The sequence below is a fragment of the Paenibacillus sp. FSL R5-0473 genome, from assembly GCF_038004565.1.
Lineage (GTDB): Bacteria > Bacillota > Bacilli > Paenibacillales > Paenibacillaceae > Paenibacillus > Paenibacillus amylolyticus.
This window is the reverse complement of the sequence record NZ_JBBORL010000001.1, coordinates 1,265,295-1,291,183: the sequence shown is the minus strand read 5'-3', so window position 1 is coordinate 1,291,183 and position 25,889 is coordinate 1,265,295. Positions and strand designations below refer to the sequence as shown.

Sequence of the window (25,889 nt, the reverse complement as noted above, 5' to 3'; positions counted from 1 at the left end):
TGAGGAGGATCAAACGCTTATGATTTTTGAGAATACAGGCTTGGATGGCTTGAAGAGCGACTTGGCATACCTGGATGAGAGCGCCGAGAAAGTCGGATTTGTCCGGTGGCAATGGGAATATTACCGTGCTACATATGACTACAAAATTGAAGATGAACAAACCAACTCAGAATACTTTGTACGCATTAATACCCGCGCTGTGGAAGGCAAATTGGAAAAACCGGATACCGTTCTTGCTGTTGAAGCAGTATACCTTGGCAAAGCCACTTTCCCTCACGGCCTGGATTATGACTCTTCCGTTCCGCAACCAGTCGTGAAGCTGGCAGCCGAAAAATTACAGCAGCTTAAAGAACTGCTGGAAGCATAGGCTGGGCCAAACAATGAAACAACAAACGGCCCAAACGAAAACGAAGAGAGGCACGCCGGATTTTCAACTGCTAATCCTCACTTTATTGTTGGTGGGCTTTGGACTGGTGATGGTATTCAGCTCCAGTTCCAGCATTGCAATCGCAAGCGATAAATTTAACAATGATGCCCTTTACTTCACGAAAAAACAACTTATGTGGGCGATTATCGGTCTATTTGGCATGTTTTTTGCCATGAATATCCGCTTCAACAAGTACAAAAAGCTCTATGCACCCTTTTTCCTGCTCACTACGGTCATGCTGGTGATTGTTTTGATCTCAGGTGCAGTATTGAACGGTGCACGAAGCTGGATTCACATTTTCGGTTTCAGTCTTCAGCCTGCAGAGTTCGCGAAAATTGCTATCATTCTCTATCTCTCTGCTCTTATTACCAAAAAAGGTGAGAAATTCAGGGTTTTCAAGACAGGGTACGTTCCCGTCCTGTTTATCGTTGGATTCATCGCAGGACTGATTATGCTGCAACCAGACTTCGGTACCACCTTCATTCTGGTGTCCACCTGTGGTCTCTTGATCTATGCCGGTGGAGCCAGTATGAAACATATCCTGGGTTCGATTCTCCTGGTTGTACTCGGTGGGGCACTGGCGTTCGGAGCGAATTCCCTGTTTTCTTCCATGTCTCCTTCCGACACAACGACTGCTACAACAGCAGTCACTGCGGAGCAGAACTACAAGATCGGACGTATTCAGGCTTTCCTTGATCCAATGTCCGATATTAATGGCGGAAGTCTTAACCTCTACCGTTCTCTTGTTGCCATTGGTGATGGCGGCATGACAGGTTCTGGGATTGGACAAGGTACGATGAAGCTGCATTATTTGCCAAACGCGTATAATGACTTTATTTTCTCCGTAATCGGGGAAGAACTCGGATTCATCGGAAGTGCATTATTCCTGCTAGTTTACCTGTACTTCATCTGGCGCGGAATCATTGTCTCTCTTCGCTGTCCCGATCCATTCGGAACATTGGTAGGCATAGGTATCATGGGACTGATCGCGATTCAGGCATTTATCAACATTGGTGGTGTAACTCAGACCATTCCGGTGACGGGGGTCACGCTTCCATTTATCAGTTATGGGGGTACCTCACTCTTTGTGATGATGGTTGCCATGGGCATTCTGCTCAGTATCTCACGTACTAACAATCTGGACGTGATCAAGGAAGAGAAAACGAAGTCCGTGACTGTACAGACACAGACTCGTACCTCTCCTGCTCTTCGTTCACGGGAGTCCATCCGTCGGATTCGATAAAAAGCAACTCAAAAAAGGCTGTGCACCCAATGGATGCGCAGCCTTTTTCTGTGTACTAATTACTATTCTGTCTATCAAGATGAAGAACAGGTCAATATGACTCTGTCCTCCATTGCGGATTGCGATTTCTACAGATCGTCGCCTTTGAAAGATACGCCTTCTACCTTTACATTGACTTCAACCACGCGTAATCCGGTCATGGTCTCTACCGCTTCTCTTACATTCTGCTGAAGCATACGGGAAACTTCATGAATCGGGGTTTCGTACAGGACGATGATGCGCAGGTCAATGGCTGCTTCCAGCTGGCCGACCTCAACGCTCACGCCTTTCTGTACGTTTTTACCGCTGAGTCGCTTCGCCCAGCCCTCTGACAATCCTCCAGACATTGCGGCAATTCCGGGTGTTTCCATTGCAGCCATTCCGGCAATTTTTGCAACCACGTCATCGGCAATCCGGATGTTTCCGCTCTCCAGTTGAAGTTGTTCTGCCATGCCACATCCTCCTTCACTTCGTTACTCGTATTTTAAATCCTTTCCACCCCAAAAAGCAAATTAAACTCAAAAAGATGCGTTTACAACCTACCACCATTTGGTTATATTGAAATATGAAAATAATCTCATAAGCGATTTACAGTGTAATTCAAAACAAAATAATTTATAACCGAGGTGTTTGTTGTGAGAAACCGGATTTCATCCATTTTGCTGATTGCGTTCTTTGCACTCAGTGCCATCGCCCACTACTTGAAATGGGATTCGATTCTACAGTTCGTGATATCAGCCATTTCGGTTATTTTTGTGGCCGGTTTTTTAGGCAAAGCCACCGAAAATGTAGCCCACTACGCCGGACAGCGGCTAGGTGGATTCTTGAATGCCACCTTCGGCAATGCTGCCGAATTGATCATCGCCATTTTCCTCGTCAAAGAGGGACTCTTCGACATGGTCAAAGCTAGTCTGACAGGTTCTATCATCGGAAATCTGCTATTAGTGCTCGGGTTAAGTATTTTTGCGGGAGGACTCAAGTTCAAAATTCAGAATTATAATGTTTCACTTGCAGGTCTGAATGGTTCCCTGATGATTGTTGCCATCATTGCCCTGTTTATTCCGGCAGTCTTTCTCAATACACATTCCATTACACAGAAAGACACCAATACACTTAGTCTCATCGTGGCCGGATTGCTCATCCTCGCGTATATTGCGTGGTTACTATTCTCCATGGTGACACATAAGAACTACCTCGCAGACGTCACTGAGGATCGCGATGAAGAGCTACCTCATGAGCATGCTCCGGCATGGTCCAAGAAAAAATCAATCCTCTATCTGGTGCTCGCAACAGTCATGGTTGCCTTCGTCAGTGAATGGCTGGTGGGCACGCTCGAAGTCTTCACTTCGGAATTTGGACTTAGCGAACTGTTTGTCGGTGCATTCCTTGTGGCCATCATCGGTAATGCGGCCGAACACAGTGCAGCCATCATGCTTGCCATGAAAAATAAAATTGGAGCCGCCGTTGAAATTGCGGTTGGCAGCAGCTTGCAGATCGCACTCTTCGTTGCTCCTGTACTGATTTTTGTCAGCTACTTCACAGGCAGAACCATGGATATCGTATTCACAACGATTGAGTTGGTCGCCATCGGCGTATCCGTATTTATTGCGAAGTCCATCACCCAAGATGGTTCAACGAATTGGTACGAAGGTTTACTCCTGCTCGTGGTATATATCATACTCGGTGTATCCTTCTTCCTGGTGTAACCAGGCCCTCACGTAGCGATTAAAATAAACAAGCCACAAGAGGCAGCCCGAATTTACATTCGGTCCTGTCTCTTTGTTTGTATACGCCTTCCGGCTGGTTGTATCCCCATCCCGTTCTGACGCACAAAAAAAGCATGCATAAACGCCTGCATGCCTTCTATTCTGACCCGCGCATTTGCAGGCTATTGCTCATTCTTCTTGTTCAAGGCTTCATATAAAATTGCCAAATTCCGCTCAAGCGCGCTAACCAGCTGCTTACCTGCACCTTCTGGAAGGAGCCCTGCACGAACAGCAAAATCAACTTCTTTGGAGAACCCATACATCTGTGTATCCAATACTTCCTCATAGAGAGGGCAGTAGCGGGTAGCCAGATTCTCCATCTGTACTTCAATAAGCTTCTGTATTTTATCTGCATCTTCTTGAAGAAGACTGATCGCTTTCAAACTCAGCTGGTCCTGCAGATCAGATGAAGTCATGCATTTTTCCCCCCTATGTCCCAAAAATCGCGTAAAGACGTTCTACCTCTAATATTAGACGAAATGAAGAGCTAATACAAGAACCTGACCAAAATAAGCCCGCAAAGTTGAGCCTTTTGTTGAAGCTTAATCCACCTGTTCCAGTCACCTCCAAATGTGCATTCAGCGCATTCCATGCCAAAAAACACCCCTGCCAAAAAAGGCAAAGGTGCTTCTTGAGAGCTATTACTCAGATGCGATGCTTACATTCAGTCCATGCTTGGCAAATACTTCTGACATGGCTGCTTTTGCTTCAACTGCATCTGGACCATGAACATGTAGTTCATAGCTGTGCGTGCTGATCAGCGTTGTAAACAATCCGAGAATACTTTTTACATCGATATACTTGTTCTCCGAATGAAGCACGATTGAAGAAGTAAACTTGCCTGCTGTTTGAGCAATTTCTACTACAGCCGCGTTATTACTCGACATAGGAATCCCTCCGTCTTTTTACTATTGGTATCATCTATTAATTACCACTACATGATACCGTGAATCCGCTTTCCTAGCAACAGCAAAATCCTGTTCCTACTTCAAACGGTCCGGATTCAGGCATTCCAGCTCAGGAATGACAAAGATACCGTCTTTACGAATCAGCACATCGTCAAAATAAATCTCCCCGCCGCCATAATCCGGACGCTGGATCAATACGAGATCCCAGTGGATGGACGAGCGGTTGCCATTGTCGGTTTCTTCATACGCCTGACCTGGCGTAAAGTGCAAGCTGCCTGCGATTTTTTCATCGAACAGGATATCTTTCATCGGATGAAGAATATGCGGGTTAAATCCAATCGCGAATTCACCAATATGACGAGCACCCTCATCCGAATTCAGGATTTCATTCAAACGCTCTGTATCGTTACTTGTCGCTTCAACAATTTTGCCATCCTTGAACGTGAACTTGATATTTTCAAAAGTCACTCCATTGTACAGGGTTGGCGAGTTATAACTAATCGTTCCGTTCACGGAATTGCGCACAGGGGCACTGTACACTTCGCCATCCGGGATATTTTTTTGGCCAGAACATTTCTCTGCACCGATATCTTTAATGGAGAAGCTCAGCTCTGTTCCTGGTCCGGTGATACGAACTTTGTCCGTCCGCTTCATCAGGTTAGCAAGCGAGTCCTGCGCTTTGTCCATTTTGGCGTAATCCAGGTTACAGACGTCGAAGTAGAAATCTTCGAATGCTTCTGTACTTGTATTGGCGAGTTGCGCCATACTTGCGTTAGGGTAACGAAGTACAACCCATTTCGTATGTTTGACACGTTGTTCACTATGTACCGGGTGGGAGTATAATGAATTGTACATTTTCATTTTTTCTTCCGGCACATCGGACAGATCATTCACATTTTCTCCCGCACGAATACCGATATAACAATCCATCTGTTTCATACGGTTCAGATCAATCTCTGCCCATGTTTTCATCATTTCTTCTGTGGCATTTTTCAGCATCGCACGCTGTACGGTTTTATCGGTCAACTGTACAAAGACGTTACCACCTTTTTTTCCTACCTCTTCAATAATGGCGTTAATCAGATCACGTTCCGATCCAATCATCTCAACCAATACATTTTCACCAGGCTGTACATCTACTGAATAGCCCACCAGGTTTGCTGCAAGCTTTTGAATTCTTGGGTCTTTCATCTTGGTAAAATCCTCCTGTCATCTGCCATACTTGAATTGAACAACGGTAAATTACGATACTATTGTAGCACGCGAACAGTCATCCCGTCAGTAGGCAGTCCCTCACTTCGTTTATTGATATGACTTGAAGTTCACATCGGTGACAAGGGCTTCTTTGTTACTTTTACGGTTGTTGTCCGTGTAACTCATCTGACTTTCAGAGGATAAGCGAAGAGGCAGACTGCTCTTCCGATCTACCGTGAGATGATATACCATCTGCACGCTCGCTTGTTTCATCATCTGTTGCATCGTTGTTTCGCCCTGTTTCCAAACTTTCTCCAGATCCTTCTCAAGCTTCTCCTTACGCGCCCCTTTCACCGTAGCTGCCTTATGCATATATTCTGCCCGAATGGCGTTCATCTCGTCGTTTAGCTGGGTTACAGCCCATGATTTGGCGTCTTCCGGTGCAAGTTCAATCCGTAATGTTCTGGTTCGACGACCGGCCCCATACTCGGATTGAATGGTTTTGTGCATCCCATCAATCTTCTCCAATTGGGCGATTGGGTTAAATCGAGAAAGAGACCCACGCAGCGGCTCATGCTGCGCTGACAATGCCATCCATTGCCCTTGTTTCCGCTCAAAAGAGGCGCTAAACCCACTGGGCTGTCCATTATTTTTTACGGCAGTTGTTTGAATGCCTGTCCCCACAGCAGTTACTTCTCCAGGTAATCGGGTCTGAAGGGTCAGACGATCATGATTCTCCAGCTTGCCTTCAAACTTGAACTGATTCTCGAACAGCCCACTATTCTCCCGTCGAAGTCCTGCCTCTCCTTCAAAACTCAACGTCTCTTTTCCCGCTATCCCCGATAAAGCCAAGGAAAAAACCTCTTCAGGTGTTTGATCTCGCTGCATTAATCCACAACCCGGAACACCAATAATCACGATGCTCACAAATAACCATAATGTACGTACCGAATGGCGATTAAACATGTCTATCTTCACCCTTCCGTGAACTTTCTCCATAGATTGCCCCGCCCGTATATGCTTATACTTCCTTCTATACACATCTTGATCTGCGATGCAAAAAAAAAAAAAGAGAACGACTCCGCAATTGGAATTGTTCTCTCTTAACGTGTTACATCCTGTTCCTCTACAACGATTCTGTTCCGACCACCATTCTTGGCGCTGTACAAAGCCATATCAGCCCGATAAAACAAGGACTCTACACTGACCTTTTCATCCATCCAATTCCACTCTGCGATGCCACTGGATACCGTAACGGGCGGTCGGGTCTCTTCTGCGACTCTCTTTCGAATCACTTCCGCATAATCTAACGCCTGCCTTACACTCACCTGTGGCATATAGATCGCCAGTTCTTCTCCACCCCATCTGGCGCAGACATCCTCCGAGCGAACAGAGCTGGTGACGATCTCACTCACTTGCTTCAATACTTGATCCCCCGTCTGGTGTCCGAACGTATCATTCACCTGTTTGAACTGATCAATATCCACCACAATGAGGGAGCCACAGAATTCATGAGCCTGTCGCTCGTGAATCACACTGTCCAGATAATGCCTCACGTACAGACCTGTCAACATATCCAGATTAGCCAAGCGCCGAACCTCGGCATGCAGCGTGGCATTTGACAGGGCAAGCCCGATATGAATGGATAACATCTGCAAGAGCCTATAGTTATCATATGAAAAGTAGTGCTCTCTACTGTGTCCCAGCAAAATGGCACCCTTCACTTCACCATTGACTCTGATCGGTGATGCAATCAGTGACATGGATCCCGTATCTTCCATGAAAAAGGAGGACACTTTATCAAATTGCGCATAATTGGCTATAATGAGCGGTTCCTCTGTTCGATAGACCAAACCTGCGATACCGTAGTCTACAGAAAAGGATTGGTGAAAAACATCTTTCACGTTAGATGACATGACTTCGAAGTCATTGGTACTGTCATTGAGTTGAAGAATGCAACACGTTTCAGCCTGGAATATTTCCTTTAACTCTTGCTCGGATAGTTGATAGATCTCGGAAAGATGCAGGCTTTTGTTCAACCGCTGTGTAAGATCATTAATTAAACGAAGTTCCTGAATTAACATATTGGATTGTTCATGCAGCTTGGCGTTCTCAAAGGCCGTTCCTGCAGTGTCTACCATCATCGTAATCAATTGCAAGTCCGATTCTTCCATAATCTCTTCATTCATTTCGATATGGAACACACCGTATATGCCTTGTTTGCCTTTCAGCGGAATCCCTATATCTACAATGCGGTTCTCTGCATCATCTGAGCGAGCAACGATCAGCTTACCTTCCATAAATGAACGCACACAAATATCTTCTCCTCGCTCGTGGACAAGCAACGGTTTAATCCGTGGATCAGAGTTGTTCTGATCCTGAGACATATACAATTTGATATAAGTGGCCGGGTACAAGTAGTCCATACTGTCAAATACCTCATCCAATATGGCCTCGACATCCATTTTGTCATGCATTCGCTGAACAATCTGAAAGAGAATGGACCTCCGGTGTTCCTCACGAGCTGTTTGTTCATGAGCATGTAACAGGTCCGTCATAAATATGTATTCGAATCTTCGGTAAAAGCAGGTGTGATAATGCAATGCCTCAGATTGAACCACAGCTTCAGACGTTTCATATCCATTGGATTCATAGATCACAGCGGTGAATACGGCAAACATATCCTTGTTAGTTCTGGAGAATAAGGGATGTGTTATTATAAGATATTGTCCGTGTTCGCTTGTCCCTTTAAGGGACAGGACCTGTCTCTTATCCAAACATTCCAATACCAGCCTGCGTGCATTTACGCCCGGATCAGCTTCATGATCGCTATCGTATCCTATGCAATCACCTTCCGTGTTCCACACGCTGTAAAAGGTTGATGTTCTGGCCAGCCTTGAACCCACTTTGGAGTTCCAGTCACTGTATGCCTGCTCTAGCAAGCTACCTAAATATGAAAAATCAAAAGGTGTGATATCCATTTTTTGCATCCACAACACATGCTCTTCATGAGAATGAGGAGCGGCAAAAGATGCGGAATCGCCCGAACTTCGTGAATTCAAGCTGGCAGGTAAACTTCTTAGATGTTCTAACATGTCAGGCGCTCCTTTGCACCGTTTTTGCATCCACCAGGATGCATTAATCTGCAGACGTTATCGCAAACCTGCAAATTCGTTGCGATAACCTTGTTACATAAAGATGATTTAAAGTTAAGATACAATCTATTTTACTCTGTTTAAACCATTTTTGCATCCATATTTCAGAAAATTGTCCCATTATTTTAGGCCCAATGACCTATCGACAAATTTAGACGTTTTTTTGCTTTTATTCTGCGCTTGACATTGTTTCTCTTAAACTGTAATATAAATTGTTGATGAAGACTACTAATGGGTCTTTAAATTTGGGCATTACCGGTTGTGTCACCCTCATTCTTTTTGTTGCTTTCAGGACAGCGGCTGAACTTTCCTGATCGTTCTATGCGAGGCCAAGCCCGCATCAACAAATTGGAGCGCAAACAGAGCCCTAATATGAACTTTAACTAAAAAGGAGCTACTTTAAACATGGCACGTTACACTGGTCCTAAATTTAAATTGAGCCGTCGCCTCGGCATTTCCCTTAGCGGAACAGGCAAAGAATTGAAACGTCCTTTCCCTCCAGGTCAGCACGGAGCTAACCAACGCAGAAAAATCAGCAACTACGGTATGCAATTGCAAGAAAAACAAAAATTGCGCCACATGTACGGTTTGGGCGAGAAGCAATTCCGCACACTGTTCTCTAAAGCTCAAAAAATGCAAGGTATTGCCGGTGAGAACTTCATGTTCTTGCTTGAGTGCCGCCTTGACAACCTCGTTTACCGCCTTGGGTTTGCTAACTCCCGCGCTGGAGCGCGTCAGTTGGTAGCACACGGTCACGTAACTGTAAACGGTAAAAAAGTCGATATCGCTTCTTACCAAGTAAGCACTGGCGATGTAATCGGCTTGCGTGAGAAGAGCCGCGCTCTTTCTTCCATTAAAGAAGCTTTGGAAGGCCGTTCGCATCTTCCAGCATACGTTGAATACAACGAAGCAGCTGTAGAAGGTAAATTTATCCGCTTGCCTGAGCGTGCTGAATTGTCCCAAGACATCGATGAAAAACAAATCGTCGAGTTCTACAACCGTTAATCGTTGCAATCACATTAAAGTTTCAACCCAAACAGCTGTCGAGATTTTCTCGACAGCTGTTTTTCTATGCTTTTTTTTAATTATCTTCATTATAGGTACGTAAATAACGATATAAAATATAGACTCCCTTCAGGAGAAGCACACATCCATATATACATCACAAGAATGACATCGAGGGGGATTAAAACATGCATTTTTTTCGCAATCGCAAGCTCGCTGTTAAGCTTGGACTTTTACTTGGGATCGTATTACTCTGTTGTGTTGGAGCCCTGATTGCATTTAATACCAAATCCATTTACGACAAAAGCCTCCAGTACGGCGAAACCGTTGCTGGACAGGCAGCAAACCGGGCTACAAATGAGTTTATGACTGACATTAATCAGGTGAAAAACACGTTGGACACCATGAGTACCACGTTATTGGATGCCGCTCAGAACGGATCACTCAACCGTGAAGAAGTCGTCAGACTCCTTGAACAATATCTGAAGAAGGACGAGAAAGTTTTTGGCTTTTATACGGGCTGGGAACCAAATGCCTTTGATGGAAACGATGCGGATCACGTCAACAAAAAAGAATATGATGATGCTACGGGTCGATTCGTTCCATACGTTATACGTGATGGCAACTCCCTGCATTTTGAGCCTATGCCTACTTATGAGGGAAGCGGTGAAACCAGTACTTACTATCAGCAGCCGAAGAAAACCAAATCCATCTATTGGTCCGAGCCTGTTACCTACACGGTTGGCGGAAAAGAAACACTACTCGTTTCGATTGTCCTCCCTCTATTAGATGAAAACAAAAATTTTCTAGGCATTGTTGGGGCCGACTTTACCATTGATCGTTTTCAGCAAAATATAGCATCACTTAATCCGGATCAGGGTTATGCCATGCTTATTACTAGTGAAGGACAGATTGCTGCACACGGCTCCAAACCGGAACTGGCTAATGAAGGAGCCGTAATTCCATCTGAGATGAAGACAGTCATTCAGCGTATACAGTCTGGCGAGTCTCAATTTTACGCTACAGACCCTGAAGTAGGGGAAGAACTGTTTATTGCCGAGCCTGCCAAGTTACAAGGAACAGATTCAAACTGGTACCTTGTATCGGCGCTGCCAAAGAGCCATATCCTTCAACCCTTCTATGACAGCTTGAACTGGTCCATACTGATTGCCGCACTGGCAGTACTTCTGCTTGCAAGTGTGGTTACCTACACCATCGTCTCCATTGTAAGGCAGTTGAATCAAGTTAATATCGTCGCTGGACAGCTGGCTGGCGGGGATTTGACACAAAAGTTACCTGTACGATCCAAAGATGAATTTGGCGTTATGGCGGGTCATATGAATCAGATGATGGATACCCTGCGTCATACCATATCGGTTATATCCGAACATGCTTTATCTGTCGGCTCCACTTCTCAACAATTGACCGCGGGTGCCGAAGAAACAGGTAAAGCCGCCGAACTGATTGCATTAACAGGAGTCGAAGTTGCAGATAAAGCAGGTAAACAGGTGCAGGAACTGCAAGAGTCCTCCCGTTCCATGAATGAAATATCTGTAGGAATCGGAAGAATTGCAAAGGCAGCCTCCGATGTCTCGGATTCATCGCGCGCTGTGGCTGAGCGAACAACCATCGGAACTGATAAGATTCAGTCCGCTATGCGTATGGTCGATAGCGCCACCTCTTCTGTGCAGACGTCCATGACCGCACTGGAGAATTTCCGTCAACGTTCGGAAGAGATTGGACATATTACAGGCATGATCACGGAAGTTAGCCGTCAAACCAATCTACTTGCCCTTAACGCTTCCATTGAAGCATCACGAGCAGGTGAACACGGGCGCGGGTTCGGTGTTGTTGCTTCCGAGATTCGTAATCTGGCTGAACAATCCAGAATATCAGCAGCGCAGATTGCAGCGTTGATTCATAACGTTCAGCAAGAGGTCCTTTCTCTCGTTGAAAATATGGAGCATGGGAATGCCGAGGTGAGCCATATAGCGGAAGTGATCCATGAAAGTGGTGAACTATTCCTCTCCATTTCATCACAGATTACAGATGTTAATGAGCAGATTGAACATGTCTCAGCCATTGCCCAGCAGATGTCGGCTGGATCACAGCAGGTTGATGCCACGTTAGTGCAACTCAAAACCATTGGTCATGAGACAGCAGATCATGCAACTCGTGTTGCCTCTGCCTCTGAAGAACAACTCGCATCCATGGAAGAGATTACGGCGGCATCTGCCTCATTGGCTAATCTTACCCAGGAATTATTAGAGCTGATTCAACGCTTCAAAACCTAATGTAGAAGACCTCCAATACGACTAATCATTCAGGTCACCCTATGCACCTCAGCATGGAGGTGGCCTGCTTATTTTGGCTTACAACTCATGAAATGTGCTTCAATATCGCATGATATATAGCATAATGCATGGCAGAATGGCAAATTTCGACCATTACTTGTATTTCTCAGGCATGCAAACCCGCCTTTTTATGCTATAATAAGTGCTGTTAAAAGGAGGAAGACACTGAATGGTTGATGTTAATAAGAAAAAGCCCGATGAACAGCCTGTACGCAAACGCAGCTTTGCCCGCAGACTGGGAAGTTTCGTCAAATGGATGGTTGTCCTTGGATTTATGGGGGCACTATTTGTAGGCGGTGCTTTGATGGGATACGTCAGTTCCATTGTGAAAGACGAGCCTGTCCGTTCAAGGGCCCTGATTGAACAAAAAGTCAGCGAAAACTCCATCACAGGCTTTGCTTACTTTGCCGACGGCAGTCCGATCGGTCAATTACGTACGGAAGAAGACAGGCGTCCGGTCACTACGGACCAGATCCCACAAAAGGTTATTGATGCTGTCGTTTCAATTGAAGACAATCATTTTTACGAACATAAAGGTGTAGACATGAGCGGAACCCTACGTGCCGTGAAACAGAAAGTGCTGAAAGAATCAGTACAAACCGGCGGTAGTACACTGACTCAGCAATTGGCGCGTCGTGTGTTTTTGAATCTGGATCGCACGGAAGATCGGAAAGTGAAAGAAATTTTGCTCTCACTCCGACTCGAACGTTTCCTGACCAAAGACGAGATCATGACTGCCTATCTGAACAAAGTTCCTTTTGGTAATGGTTCCAGCGGATACAACGTTTACGGAATCAAAGCAGCCGCCAAAGGATTGTTCAATATTAACGATCTAGAAAAAATCAACATCGCTCAAGCTGCTTATCTTGCTGGATTGCCACAACTCCCCTCCTCTTACTCCGCTTTTAACGGTAAAGGTGATTTTGTAGAGGAGAATTTTGACCGCGCAATCAACCGTCAGCATCTGGTACTGCGCCGTATGCTTGAACTGGGCAAAATCAATCAGTCCGAGCATGACGAAGCTCTAGCTTTTGATATCAAAAGCTCACTCGCTCCGAAGACCATCAAGGCTTACAACACTTATCCATATCTTATGATGGAAACGGAACGACAAGCTGCACAGATTTTGATGAAACAGTTGAATTCCGACACAGCTGAATCTGCAGACAAAGCTAAGGATGCAGCCACACCTCAGAAGGAAAGCAGTGCATTATTAGAGGAAGCTCAGACGCAACTGCGGACAGGTGGATATCGTATATACACGACCATCAACAAAAGCATCTACAAAACGATGCGTACCATTGCGGAAGATGACAGCAATTTCTCAGCAGATGATCCTGTCAAAGGAAAAGAACAAACTGCTGCTATGCTGATTAATCACAAAACCGGTGCAATTCTGGGGATGATTGAGGGTCGGGATTTCCAGGATGAACAGATGAACTACGCAACGCAGATGATACGCCAGCCAGGTTCAACGATGAAACCTATAGCCGCTTATCTTCCTGCGCTAGATGAAGGTCTTGTTCAGCCAGCTTCAATTATTGATGACTCACCGATCATTCTCAAAAATGGTCCGAGCGGATACCACATTGCCAAGAATGCCAACAACCGGTATCAGGGACTCGTCACTGCCCGCAGAGCACTGAATTATTCTCTCAATATACCGGCTCTGAAGTTGTTTAATGAAGAAGTAGGGATCGAGAAGGCTTGGACCTTCGCCAAGAAACTGGGGATTACCACCATTCAGAAGGAAGACTATCAGGCTCAGACTGGTGTTCTCGGAGGTCTCCAATACGGTGTAACCGTTGAAGAATTAACCAGTGCCTATGGTGCTATCGCCAATAAGGGTGTATATAACGATTCTTACATGATTAGCAAAATTGTAGATTCCAAAGGAAACATCGTTTATAAACACGATACTGAACCTGTCCAAGCTTTCTCGGAGCAGACAGCATACCTGATGACCGATATGCTGCGGACCGTTATTACAGAAGGAACGGCAGATAAAGTACGTGAAAATTACAAATATTCCAAGAGTGTGCCAATCGTAGGTAAAACGGGTTCCACTCAAAACTACGCAGATGTCTGGTTTGAAGGTTATACACCAGATGTCACACTTGGCGTGTGGGTTGGATACAAACAGCCCGTGAATACGCTGGAAAGTAAATCACAGAGAAAACGTGCGCAGCAACTGTGGTCGAAAATCCTGAACGAAGTGATCGATACGCAAAAAGATCTGTTCGTTACGGATTCGTTCAAAAAACCATCTGGCATCGAAACGCGCACGGTGTCTGCATACAGTGGCAAGTTGCCAACATCCATGACTGATAAATTTGTTACGGATATTTTCAACAGCAAGTTTGTTCCGAAGGATAGCGATGACGGTGTAGCCAAAGCAAGGTACATTACTTACAATGGTGTAAACTATATTCCGCGTGACGGAACACCTTCGGACATGTTGAAGGAAAAAACAGTCATCAAGCGTAAAAAACCAATCTCGGATCTCATCAAAGAATTGCAAAATGCATTCTCACGTATGAGTCGACATGAGTCACTTGCTTATTATCTTCCTGAAGATGCTGGTGCAGACATGCCAACACAGATTGATCCAAGGACAGATAACGGCAAAGCTCCTGATGCACCAGGCAACGTACGCATCTCAACCTCGGGTGACAGAGCAGTCATTACATTTAATGCCACACCTGAAAATGATGTCGTGGGTTATCGTCTGTACCGTTCTGTAAACGGTGGAGGATTCCAGAACCAGGGCCAGGTTGTCTTGGCCGGTGAATCCAGATCATTCTCTGCATATGCAGCGCAAGGCGGTAACTTCGCCTTCTATGTAACGGCAGTGGATGTTGCCGGCAGAGAATCTGCTCCTAGCGCTACAGTAAATAGTGCTGGTGTAGCTCCCCCTGTGGAAGAAGAGATTGATGAACCGATTGAAGTTCCAGGTACAGTCGTTACGCCGGGAGAAACGCAGACCGATAATACAACAACGACAGCCCCAGGCGCACCTGGTCAAGTCAGCGTATCTGCCCTCACTCAAGGACTGCGTATTCAATGGGCGTCCAGTCCAAACGCAGACAGTTATACTGTATATTACAGCGAAACAGGCTCGGCTCCTTACACCAAAATTGGAACAACAGCGGGTAATTCGATGGATTATGGAGTACCCGCATCTACCAGTGGATGGTTCAAGGTATCTGCCAGCAACAGTGCGGGTGAATCCGAACCTTCTGCAGCCTTACATTTTCAACCCTGATTCAGGCATAGCGTTCCAAAACAAGCCGCATCCTCAGACTGTATCTGAGTGTGCGGCTTGTTATTTGTATATACAGCAGCCAAAAAGCCTGCTTCATGCCAATGGCATAAAGCAGGCTTTTACAATCCATTTTAATGGGTAGAGTCACTATATTTGGCTTCGTAGAGTATTAACTTCTCCCCACTACTCAATGTATCGGTATCGATAGCACCACATTGATGATCCTAGCACTGTCGCGTTAGTCTTCAATGGTGGATAGATCTCCTGTTGGCAGATCAAGCTCCCAGGCTTTCAGGACACGGCGCATGATCTTTCCGGAACGAGTCTTGGGCAGTTTATCCTTAAACTCAATCTCACGCGGAGCAGCGTGGGCAGACAGGCCCTCTTTGACAAAACGATAGATCTCTTCTTTCAGCTCCGGTGTCGCCTCATATCCTTCACGAAGCGCCACAAAGGCCTTGATGATCTCCCCACGTGTCACATCCGGCTTACCGATTACACCCGCCTCTGCTACCGCAGGATGCTCCACGAGCTTGCTCTCGACCTCAAAGGGGCCAATACGCTCGCCTGACGAATTAATCACATCATCAATTCGTCCCTGGAACCAGAAATATCCTTCTTCATCCATATAAGCGGAGTCACCGGATACATACCAACCCGTAAGCCTGAAATACTCCTCGTATTTCACAGGGTTATTCCAGATCTTCGCCATCATGGATGGCCAAGGCGCCCGTATGGCCAGATTACCCATACTGTATGGCGGCAATTCCTGCCCGCGATCATCAATAATCGCTGCTTCGATTCCAGGCAACGGACGTCCCATGGAGCCAGGTTTGATCGGCATTCCGGGATAGTTACAGATCAGCTGTGCACCTGTTTCCGTCATCCACCATGTATCATGAATTCGCTGACCATAGGCTTTCCATCCCCAACGAACAACCTCCGGATTGAGCGGTTCACCAACAGACATGACATGACGCAGACTGCTCAGATCATGCTGGGCAATGGTCTCTTCTCCCGCTCCCATCAGCATACGGAAGGCCGTTGGTGCACTGTACCAGATCGTGACTTTGTTCTTCTGGATAGTGCTGTACCAATCTTGAGGGCTGAAACGCCCACCCCGTATCACATTGGTCACTCCGTTGAGCCATGGAGCAAAGATACCGTAAGAGGTCCCTGTCACCCAACCAGGGTCAGCAGTGCACCAGTACACATCATCCTCACGTAAATCCAGAACAACCTTACCTGTATAATAGTGCTGGATCATGGCATTTTGAACATGGTACACCCCTTTGGGTTTACCCGTAGAGCCTGAGGTATAATGAATAAGCAAACCATCCTCACGATTCAGCCACTCTACTTCCATCTCATCCGAAGCGGCAGACATCTCTGCATCAAAATCAATGAGTCCTTCTTCAGTCTGCACGCCCCCACCCACGATAAATATATGTTTGAGCTCGGGCAATTCGGAACGTTTGATGCGTTTTAGCAATTCCGGAGTGGTGACGAGCGCTACTGCTCCGCTATCCTCCAGCCGATCCTTCACAGCCGTTTCCATAAAAGCTTCGAACAACGGGCCCGCGATGGCTCCAGCTTTCAATATACCCAGGAGACTAAAATACAGCTCAGGACTTCGAGGCATAAAAATAAACACCCGTTCCCCTTTGACTATGCCATATTTGCGGAGAACGTTCCCGAACCGACTCGACTGTTCACTCAGATCAGCAAAAGTATAGGACTCTTCACGTGAAGCATCGCTATACAATAAAGCGGTTTTTCCGCCCCTTCCTTCCAGTACATGACGATCAATCGCTTCATGCGCCATGTTTACTTTTCCGCTGGCGTGCCACGTAAAGTGCCTTTCCACCGATTCCCAATCGAACCGGCTTCTCGCCTCCGTGTAATCGCCCAGATTAGATTCAGACACAACCGTTTGCAGCATCTCACCATGTACTTGACTCATGCTTGCCAGCCTCCTTCAACTCGACATTTCGATTCCCGTTAGGGGTCAATTCTCATTGCCTTTGTGTTGACTGAACTTCCAGTTAGCGCTTACATTAGTAGAGAGAACTTCTCATCATGTACTTGCTCGGCCAAACAGATGTTACTATACTGTATTGAATTGTGAACATTTTTTGTCTACGCAATTATAGCAAATCTTTTCAATTGTCGTCTATGGCTTTTCAATTTTTTGGATTTTTGCTATAGCGTTCTTTTGGAACAACCTCTATAAGTAGGAGAGAGAGGAGTACGAACCATGGAACATATCAAAGAACATCATATGCGTTCCATCTTCAAGTCCGGCCACCGAATTACTGTTGAAGGCCCCGTGCAGGCCGAGGAGATAACCCGTCTTACCTTCCATCCGGATCTGGATGCCTTTCGGCGCCCAACGGAGCAGCAAGAAGCTCTGGCCGAGATCGCAGCACTACCTGAAGGGCGAATTATCATTGCACATGAAAATGAAACGATTATCGGCTATGTAACCTTTCACTATGCGGATGATTGTGAACGCTGGTCCGAGGGCAATATGACTGATCTGATAGAGCTTGGGGCAATCGAGGTTGCGGACGACTATCGCTCGCTTGGCATTGGACGTGAGATGTTACTTACCGCTTTGGAAGATAAATACATGGAGAACTACATTATTTTCACCACAGAATATTATTGGCATTGGGATCTGAAGGGCAGCGGACTAAACGTATGGGATTATCGCAAAATGATGGAGAGGCTGATGGAAACGATCGACATGACCTGGTATGCAACAGACGACCCCGAAATCTGTTCACATCCTGCGAACTGTTTGATGGTACGTATCGGAAGTCAGGTGCCCATCACATCGGAAGAACAGTTTGATCGTGTACGCTTCCGCCATCGGTTCATGTACTAATTCAATGATCTGTTCGAAAAACGATATACATAACAAAAACCGCCTCTCGCAGCGTTGCTCCATACCTCATGGAACAGCTAATCGAAGGCGGTTTTTCATGGATTTCGGATGGGTATTGCAATATAAGCTTATGTCATTACATATTTTCTAACATATGCTCCACAATACGATGTGAACGCTGCGAAGATTCCACAGTAAATTCAGCAAAGTTAACATGCGCCGAACCATCCGCTTTATCAGACATCCCACGCAGGACAACAAATGGTACACGATTCATGTAACAGACCTGAGCAACTGCAGCCCCTTCCATCTCCGCACATGCACCGTCCATTTCGGTATATAACATGTTAACCGTATCTTTATTTGCAATAAATTGATCTCCAGATAACACTTTACCGATCAGGTAATTGGCTCCCTGTGCTTTACACGCTTCTTCAGCCAGTGTAATAAGCGAAGCCTCGGCAGGGAAGGCCGATGTCTCCTGGTAAGGAATAACCCCGCGTGCAAACCCCAGTGGCGTTACATCCATGTCGTGCTGAACACATACAGACGATATAACCATATCTCCAATGTTCAACTCCGGGTTAACTGCACCCGCAACACCTGTGAAGATAATGCGATTAACTTGAAAACGATCAATCAAGATCTGCGTTGTAACCGCTGCATTTACTTTACCTACGCCGGATTTGCACACGACAATATGCTTGCCCAGCCACTCGCCCGCAACGTATGTAATGCCGGTTTGTTTGACCGTCTCAAGCTGCTTCATACCTGCCAGCAAAAGCTCGACTTCCTCATCCATCGCTCCGATAATACCAATCGTTTCACGCATCTTCTGATACCCCCTGTTTTCATTTTTAAACTAATTCAGCACAAAAGCTCCGTCTCCGGAGCTTTCGCATATCCACTATGTAGAGAGAATAATGACTTCTCCCTTACTGTATATATTCCCGATTAAACTACATCTGCATGACTTACAGACAGACGAAGAATCGTTTCATGCGGCAAAATAACCCGTGGGTTCTCCACATTTTCTTTCTTCATCAACTTGGTCAGCAAACGCATCGCTACTGCGCCAAGGTCGTACATTGGCTGAGCCACTGTTGTCAACTGAGGACGCACCATGGAAGCCATACGGATGTTATCCACACTAATAATGGAGAAGTCATCCGGTACTTTCAGACCGTCATCCTGAATGCTGTGAATGGCACCAATGGCCATTTCATCTGTAGCAGCAAAGATAGCTGATGGTTTTTTCTTGAGTCCAAGGAAATATTTCATTGCTTCCACACCGGATTCATATCGATAGTTACCGATTCGAACAAGATCCTCCTGGTATTCAATCCCCGCTGCTTCCAGTGCTTTTTTGTATCCTTGGAAACGGGCATATCCATTCGCCGGATCTTGCAGTGTACCACTGATCATCGCAATTTCCTTGTGTCCATGACGAATCAGAGTGTTTACCGCATCAAACGCAGCCGACTCATGGTCAATATCCACCGAAGGGAATGTGCCCTTCTCATCACTTGTTGCACAAAGTACAATCGGCACAGCCGCAGACTGGAACGCCTGAATGTGTTCGTCCGTTACTGTTCCGCCCATGAAGAGCAGTCCGTCTACTTGTTTTTCGAGCAACGTGTTGATAACACGAATTTCTTTTTCTTTCTTCTTATCTGCATTACACAAAATAATATTGTAGTGATACATATTCGCAATATCTTCAATTCCGCGGGCAATCTCCGCGAAGGTTGAGTTCGAAATATCCGGAATAACAACCCCGACCGTGGTTGTCTTCTTGCTTGCCAGACCTCTGGCTACCGCATTCGGACGATATCCCAACCGCTCGATGGCTTCATATACTTTTTTCCGCGTTTGCGGTTTGACATTAGGGTTATTATTAACTACCCGTGATACCGTTGCCATAGACACTCCAGCTTCACGTGCCACATCATAAATGGTTACCGTCACAGTACTTCTCTCCATTACCAGTAAATTTTCATACCATTTTCATTAAGATTTATATTACGACAAATTTTTGCATTAATCAATTAAAATAGGCTTTAGGACTCACTCAAAACATTCGTAAGTGTGGTTCTAGTAATATCTGAATGGGAAGTATGCCATACAGGAATTCCCTTTTTAATCAGGATCGCCTGTGGAGATTCGTGCTTAACACCCAGCTTGTCTGCTGCTTCATTGGATACCGGGCGATCTTCCACAACATAGATAATGCCATATTTCACTTGTTCATTGGCATTGTTAAGCAAATAATCGTTCATCTCCTGATAAGCGTTTGAGCTGATCGGACAGCGCGTGCTATGCTTAAACAGAAGCAAGGGTTGATCCTTGGTAGCCTCCACTGCGGAGTTTAGCTGTTCAATACTTGTCATTTTAGTCATGTCAGCCATTAGATATACATCCCCCTTTACCAGGAATACCGCTATGTTGAGCGTTTTCACTCTTCGATATCTTAACAAAAAGTGCGCGAAAAAGCCAATTTTCATGAAAACAAGCATTTTACACGTCAAAATTAGACAGCATTTGAGAAGTACTCCTGCCACACAAATCCGGATAATTGACTTAATCTACGCTCCGTGGTCTCCATCCACGCTGCATCACCAGACTTCGTTGCGTAACCCATAATGTCCAGCAGCAGATTGATACGCTCCTCCACTGCTTGCTGCATACGATGTTCCATCTCCCGATCGGTCGCATCCGGCCAGGCCAGCAGTAACTCATGAAACAGGTCTGCCAGTTCATTACGTTCACCAAAAGATACGTCTTGCTTCACGGGCTGTTCACCCAATGTGTTAATGCATTCTGTTAAGTCCGGCTTGACCGGCGGAAGCACTTCATATGATACACAGTCTGTACACGCAAATACGGGTACGTTTCGAATCTCCACTTTTTTGGCGTACACCACTGTTCTTAATTCCAACTCCATTACATGTCCACATCTGCACGACTTGCGCACCACCATCACCCCATTCGTTCTATACTCTATATAAGTACCATTCGACCTATTTCGGCTCAAATCCTGCTATAAACGAAAGGTTGCACAAATTACCACTCCCTCCAGATGAAGGTTGTCGAATGCAGGCAGTTACTGACTTGTAATCGCTTCCTCCAAACTGAATATGCACTTCCATGAAGTCCCTTGGAGAATCTGTTACAATTAAAGACGCAACAGACCTAATCACCACAAAAAGGAGAGATGGACATGAGATTAACCGGCAAAAAAGTCATCGCTCTGGTCGATGAAGAATTCGAGGATTTAGAATTGTGGTACCCTGTACATCGGGTTCGTGAAGAAGGTGCAGAAGTGCATCTTGCTGGAGAGAAAAAAGGAAAAACCTATATTGGCAAATATGGTGTGCCTGCTGAAGCCGAATACAGTTTCGATGAACTCGACAGTTCAGATTACGATGGCATTCTCGTGCCAGGCGGCTGGGCACCAGACAAGCTGCGTCGTTATCCCAAAATACTGGAGCTTGTAAAGGAAATGAATGCAGACCGGAAACCGATTGGACAGATCTGTCATGCGGGCTGGGTGCTGATTTCTGCCAAAATTCTGGACGGGGTTACAGTAACCTCTACACCAGGCATTCGGGATGACATGGAAAATGCAGGTGCTATCTGGAAAGATGAAGCCGTTGTTGTTGATGGACATATCATCTCAGCTCGTCGCCCGCCTGACCTTCCCCCTTATGGCAAGGCATTCTGTGATGCACTCGCTGACAAGTAAAAATAACCCCATTGTGCTCTCATGCACAGTGGGGTTATTTTATATAACAAGGTTTCCAACAAATAATTATCACAAATGTAAATATATTAACTTAAAGGTATTTATATCCAGTTATCCTAATTACGATGCGTTCGAACCACTTTGTTCATCCGGACTTCCCGTGGAGTCATTAAAGACTTGCAGTCGCTCCTCAATATCTCCGCTGGTCCGTAAGGCGAAGCACTTTCGCGCTTCTTCTTTGGCGGTCGATGCTGTTGTGTTCAGCACTCTGTGCTTCACACGTAACAAGGATTGTGGAGACATACTCAAGTGGCGAATGCCAAGCTCCAACCAAAGCGGAATGGCACGTTCGTCCCCTGCCATCTCTCCGCACACACTGACATCAATTCCAGCCGTATGAGCCGCATCTGCTGTCGCACGAAGCATCCGCAGAACAGCCGGATGATAGGGGTGATACATATGAGCAATCTGCTCATTCATTCGATCTACTGCAAGTACATATTGAACCAGATCGTTCGTACCAATACTGAAGAAATCAGCTTCCTCTGCGAGCAGATCAGCAATCATCACCGCTGCAGGAACTTCGATCATAATTCCCACCTGAATGTGAGGATCGTATGATAATCCCCGCTCGTCCAGATCAGACATCGCCTCACGGAGAATCTCATTGGCCTGTTGAAGTTCTTCCACCGAAGAGATCATCGGGTACATGATTTTGACATTTCCGGCCGCACTGGCACGCAAGATGGCTGTAAGCTGTGTTTTGAACAGATCCTTGCGGTCGAGACTAATCCGAATGGCACGGTACCCCAGAAACGGATTGTCTTCCTCCGGCAATTCAAAATAATCGAGTTGCTTGTCACCACCGATATCCAGTGTACGAATAACAACAGATTGTCCTGCTGTTTTCTCTGCCACAAGACGATATACCTCATACTGTTCTTGCTCACCCGGGAACGTAGCACGGTCCATATACAAAAACTCTGTTCGGAACAAGCCCACACCTTTGGCTCCTTGTTTCAAAGCAAGGTCCAATTCCTTCACCGAACTGATATTGGAAGCCAAGTGCAAAACGGCCCCATCTTTGGTTACAGCATCCACGGTAGCAAGGACTTGAAGTTGTTCCTTTTTCTTCAGTTGCTTGCTGCGAAGCATGGTATACCGTTCAATGGTCTTGCGATCCGGGTCCGTAAATACCAAGCCATTGTCACCATCCACCACAAGCATATCCCCTGTCTCTACCGGCATGCCAAGACTCGCTTCCAGACCGGAAACGAGAGGAATGCCAAGGGCACGAGCCATAATCGCAGAATGTGATGTTTTCCCACCAATCAAGGTCACGATCCCTAGCACATGGGTCGGATTCAGATGCGCTAGTTGAGATGGCGACAGTTCTTTGGCAACGAGTACATACGGCTGGGTATCCGAAGGAAGTGTAATCTCCGGTGCACCGAGCAAATGCTTTAGCAGACGGTTACCCACATCCTTGATATCAATGGCCCGCTCTTTCATATACTCGTCTTCCAGCAAGTCAAACATCGTGACAAAGTGGTCAATGGCTTCTTTGACCGCCACTTCTGCTGCCTTATATTGACGCTCAATAATACCGCGAATTTCGTTCATGAATACCGGATCTTCGAGGATTGCCAGATGTGCATCAAAGATACTGGACTCCTCTGGACCAACAACTTCCTTGAACTCATTTTTGATATATTCAATCTCATCCTTAGATGTCCGTATGCCCTCATACAGCCGTTCGAACTCTTGGGCGAGATCCACCGAATCCATCTTCTGATCCGGCAGATCCCATTCCCAACTGGGCAGGACAAATGCTTTGCCGATGGCTATGCCTGCAGCTCCGTTGATGCCTTGTATCTTCATTCTACCCCTCCAACGTTCCTGTCATAGAGCACCACGGACATAACGGATGCCTGACCTTTCTTAACTTGCTTAAATGGAGCAAAACTCCACGATTTTACACGATCTGGATTCGTAATTACCATTGGTGTTGTTAGTGACGCCGCTTGCTCGCGGAGTACTGCCAGATCAAACTTGATCAACAACTGCCCCGGCTCCACCGTATCGCCCTCCTGAACAAAAGCTTCAAAATGGCCTTTCAACTGAGAGGTATCGATGCCGATATGCAGCAACACTTCAAGCCCCTCACGGGTAGATATACCCAAGGCATGCATGGTCGGGTACAAGTGCATAATCGTTCCGTACACGGGTGAGACCAGCTCTCCCTTTTCCGGGACAAAGGCTACACCATCACCGACAAGCTTGGCTGCAAAGATCTGATCCGGCACCTCTTCAATCGGGAGCATTTTGCCCTGAACGGGGGCACAGAACAGAACCTGTTGCAGATCTCTTTCCAGCAGCTTCGCGATTTCTTCCCGAATCAATTCCGAGTAGGTCCCGAATACCACCTGTACGTTACCGCCACCCAGCTTGATCAGTCCAGCGGACCCCATACTCTTCATGGCACCCGTGTCGATCAGGCGGTCATCATGCACAGTCAGACGAAGACGTGTAATACATGCTTCAACCTGTACAATGTTACTCTTCCCACCCAATGCTTCGAGGATTAAAGGTGCCTGATAAGGAATGTTACCTACCCAATCTTCCAGCATGGAGCCCTCTTCACGTCCTGGTGTTGGAATCTTGAACGTACGAATCGCCCATCGGAACAGAAAGTAGTAAACCAGCCCATATAGTATGCCAATCGGAATGAGCTTCCAAGCATTCTCCGATAGATGGAAATTGAGTATGTAATCAATAATACCTGCGGAGTAAGAAAATCCATGCCGGATATCAAGCCAGTAACTAATCCACATGGCAACGCCGGACATCACTGCATGCACGATGAACAGATATGGTGCCGCGAACAAAAAAGCAAACTCAATCTGTTCCGATACCCCGGTTAGAAAACAAACGAGTGCCGATGTCAGAAAAGTTTTCTTGATCTTTGGTTTCAGATCTTCCCTGGCTTCCTGAATAATAGCAAAGGCTATTGCCGGAATGGCAAACATCATGATGGGAAACAAACCTGCCATAAAGAATCCTGCTGTTGGATCACCTGCAAAAAATCGGGGCAAATCCCCTTGCACAATGTTACCATCAGGCGTTTCAAACGTCCCTAACTGGAACCAAAACACATTGTTAAGCAGGTGATGAAGCCCAAAAGCAACCAGCACCCTGTATAACACCCCGTAGATGAATAGTCCAAAACCCCCGAGACTGTATTCCCAGGTAGCAATGCCGTTCAATCCATGCTGTAGGATCGGAGCGAGCCATAACATAAAACAGGAGAACAATGCCGAACAGAGTCCGACAATGAGCAAAACAAACCTTGAACCTCCAAAAAATTGTAAAATTTCAGGCAGTTTAATGCTTTTAAACCGATTATGCATCCCACCGGCAAGCGCGCCGAGTATGATTCCGATTAAGGAAGCGGGCTGAACGGTGCCATCCCCGAAGTTCCGAGTCACCTGATCATATATCACGATACCAGCCAGAGCAGCAAGTCCCGCTTGTCCGGCCTGGTTGGAGAGTCCCAGTGCTACACCGACAGCGAACAGATACGGTAAGAAATAAAAAATACCGTGTCCGGCCACGGTAGACACTTCACCGACAATATCCAATCCCCAGGCGTCCCAAGGCAGACTGCCAACACTGAGCAAAATTGCGGCGGCGGGCAGGACCATTGTAGGCAGCATTACCGCTCGTCCGAGCTGCTGCAAGGATCCGAGCCAATTCATGGCGACCTCTCCTTTCTATCCTAGATGGTAAGCTTTACGCAACGTTTTGTCAAAGCAAAACAGTAACCAATTGGTAATTAATACGGCAAAAATAGAACAGAAAAAATCCCGTCAACTTCAAGTTAACGGGATTCATCCTA

Annotated in this window: 21 protein-coding genes; 8 read left to right on the top strand and 13 right to left on the bottom strand. The window is 46.1% G+C overall.

Features of this window, described 5'->3' with window-relative positions; translation table 11 throughout:
- The first annotated feature begins 19 nt into the window (after positions 1–19).
- The gene (locus MKY28_RS05635; RefSeq protein WP_074095774.1) at positions 20–367 is read left to right on the top strand and encodes a YugN family protein; all 348 of its coding nucleotides are present in this window, start codon (positions 20–22) and stop codon (positions 365–367) included.
- A gap of 13 nt (positions 368–380) precedes the next feature.
- The gene (ftsW, locus tag MKY28_RS05630; protein ID WP_036614653.1) at positions 381–1,670 is read left to right on the top strand and encodes a putative lipid II flippase FtsW; all 1,290 of its coding nucleotides are present in this window, start codon (positions 381–383) and stop codon (positions 1,668–1,670) included.
- Positions 1,671–1,798: 128 nt separating this feature from the next.
- On the opposite strand, the gene MKY28_RS05625 is transcribed toward ftsW, so the two are convergent.
- On the bottom strand, positions 1,799–2,161 hold the full coding sequence (locus MKY28_RS05625; RefSeq protein ID WP_017687428.1) for an Asp23/Gls24 family envelope stress response protein: 363 nt from the start codon (positions 2,159–2,161) through the stop codon (positions 1,799–1,801).
- A 183-nt stretch (positions 2,162–2,344) separates the two neighbouring features.
- Between MKY28_RS05625 and cax the strand changes: the two genes are divergently transcribed.
- Positions 2,345–3,415 (top strand): calcium/proton exchanger, encoded by a 1,071-nt coding sequence (gene cax / locus MKY28_RS05620; RefSeq protein ID WP_036674882.1) that lies wholly within the window; start codon positions 2,345–2,347, stop codon positions 3,413–3,415.
- A gap of 182 nt (positions 3,416–3,597) precedes the next feature.
- Here cax and MKY28_RS05615 read toward each other — a convergent pair whose 3' ends face one another.
- From MKY28_RS05615 to MKY28_RS05595, 5 genes are all read right to left on the bottom strand, one after another.
- Entirely contained in the window at positions 3,598–3,891 is a 294-nt protein-coding gene (locus tag MKY28_RS05615) for a YlaN family protein (protein WP_036614657.1), read from the bottom strand.
- A gap of 225 nt (positions 3,892–4,116) precedes the next feature.
- The gene (locus MKY28_RS05610) at positions 4,117–4,362 is read right to left on the bottom strand and encodes an HPr family phosphocarrier protein (RefSeq protein WP_036614658.1); all 246 of its coding nucleotides are present in this window, start codon (positions 4,360–4,362) and stop codon (positions 4,117–4,119) included.
- A gap of 96 nt (positions 4,363–4,458) precedes the next feature.
- Entirely contained in the window at positions 4,459–5,574 is a 1,116-nt protein-coding gene (locus MKY28_RS05605; RefSeq protein ID WP_076328038.1) for an aminopeptidase, read from the bottom strand.
- A 111-nt stretch (positions 5,575–5,685) separates the two neighbouring features.
- Positions 5,686–6,543 carry a hypothetical protein gene (locus MKY28_RS05600; protein ID WP_253501800.1) on the bottom strand — a complete coding sequence of 286 codons (858 nt, stop codon included), beginning with the start codon at positions 6,541–6,543 and terminating at the stop codon, positions 5,686–5,688.
- Between the two features lie 137 nt (positions 6,544–6,680).
- On the bottom strand, positions 6,681–8,672 hold the full coding sequence (locus MKY28_RS05595; RefSeq protein ID WP_047843696.1) for a sensor domain-containing diguanylate cyclase: 1,992 nt from the start codon (positions 8,670–8,672) through the stop codon (positions 6,681–6,683).
- Between the two features lie 465 nt (positions 8,673–9,137).
- Here MKY28_RS05595 and rpsD point away from each other — a divergent pair, with 465 nt between their 5' ends.
- The 3 genes from rpsD to MKY28_RS05580 all read left to right on the top strand — a co-directional run bounded on the left by rpsD (position 9,138) and on the right by MKY28_RS05580 (position 15,356).
- A complete protein-coding gene (gene rpsD, locus MKY28_RS05590) occupies positions 9,138–9,737 on the top strand; it encodes a 30S ribosomal protein S4 (protein WP_017687421.1) in 600 nt (199 codons plus the stop codon).
- A 188-nt stretch (positions 9,738–9,925) separates the two neighbouring features.
- Complete coding sequence (locus MKY28_RS05585) at positions 9,926–12,031, top strand: methyl-accepting chemotaxis protein (protein ID WP_340935276.1); 2,106 nt, start codon at positions 9,926–9,928, stop codon at positions 12,029–12,031.
- Between the two features lie 229 nt (positions 12,032–12,260).
- Positions 12,261–15,356: a transglycosylase domain-containing protein gene (locus MKY28_RS05580; protein WP_340935275.1), complete on the top strand. Its 3,096-nt coding sequence runs from the start codon at positions 12,261–12,263 to the stop codon at positions 15,354–15,356.
- A gap of 238 nt (positions 15,357–15,594) precedes the next feature.
- Here the strand turns inward: MKY28_RS05580 and acsA are convergent, their stop codons facing one another.
- Positions 15,595–17,319 carry an acetate--CoA ligase gene (gene acsA / locus MKY28_RS05575; protein ID WP_340935274.1) on the bottom strand — a complete coding sequence of 575 codons (1,725 nt, stop codon included), beginning with the start codon at positions 17,317–17,319 and terminating at the stop codon, positions 15,595–15,597.
- 294 nt (positions 17,320–17,613) lie between these two features.
- Between acsA and MKY28_RS05570 the strand changes: the two genes are divergently transcribed.
- Complete coding sequence (locus MKY28_RS05570; protein ID WP_338706553.1) at positions 17,614–18,246, top strand: GNAT family N-acetyltransferase; 633 nt, start codon at positions 17,614–17,616, stop codon at positions 18,244–18,246.
- Positions 18,247–18,382: 136 nt separating this feature from the next.
- Here MKY28_RS05570 and MKY28_RS05565 read toward each other — a convergent pair whose 3' ends face one another.
- The 4 genes from MKY28_RS05565 to MKY28_RS05550 form a co-directional block, all read right to left on the bottom strand.
- Positions 18,383–19,078, bottom strand: coding sequence for a 5'-methylthioadenosine/adenosylhomocysteine nucleosidase (locus tag MKY28_RS05565; RefSeq protein ID WP_338706554.1), 696 nt, complete (start codon positions 19,076–19,078; stop codon positions 18,383–18,385).
- 122 nt (positions 19,079–19,200) lie between these two features.
- On the bottom strand, positions 19,201–20,214 hold the full coding sequence (ccpA, locus tag MKY28_RS05560; protein WP_036674877.1) for a catabolite control protein A: 1,014 nt from the start codon (positions 20,212–20,214) through the stop codon (positions 19,201–19,203).
- 92 nt (positions 20,215–20,306) lie between these two features.
- Positions 20,307–20,654, bottom strand: a complete 348-nt coding sequence (ytxJ, locus tag MKY28_RS05555; protein ID WP_036674876.1) for a bacillithiol system redox-active protein YtxJ — start codon at positions 20,652–20,654, stop codon at positions 20,307–20,309.
- Between the two features lie 122 nt (positions 20,655–20,776).
- Complete coding sequence (locus MKY28_RS05550; RefSeq protein WP_083677402.1) at positions 20,777–21,190, bottom strand: hypothetical protein; 414 nt, start codon at positions 21,188–21,190, stop codon at positions 20,777–20,779.
- Positions 21,191–21,466: 276 nt separating this feature from the next.
- Between MKY28_RS05550 and MKY28_RS05545 the strand changes: the two genes are divergently transcribed.
- A complete protein-coding gene (locus MKY28_RS05545) occupies positions 21,467–21,991 on the top strand; it encodes a type 1 glutamine amidotransferase domain-containing protein (protein WP_076328047.1) in 525 nt (174 codons plus the stop codon).
- 120 nt (positions 21,992–22,111) lie between these two features.
- Here MKY28_RS05545 and ptsP read toward each other — a convergent pair whose 3' ends face one another.
- Entirely contained in the window at positions 22,112–23,872 is a 1,761-nt protein-coding gene (gene ptsP, locus MKY28_RS05540; protein ID WP_036674873.1) for a phosphoenolpyruvate--protein phosphotransferase, read from the bottom strand.
- Entirely contained in the window at positions 23,869–25,749 is a 1,881-nt protein-coding gene (locus MKY28_RS05535) for a glucose PTS transporter subunit IIA (protein WP_036674872.1), read from the bottom strand. The genes ptsP and MKY28_RS05535 overlap by 4 nt, the downstream gene beginning before the upstream one ends.
- Positions 25,750–25,889: the final 140 nt, after the last annotated feature.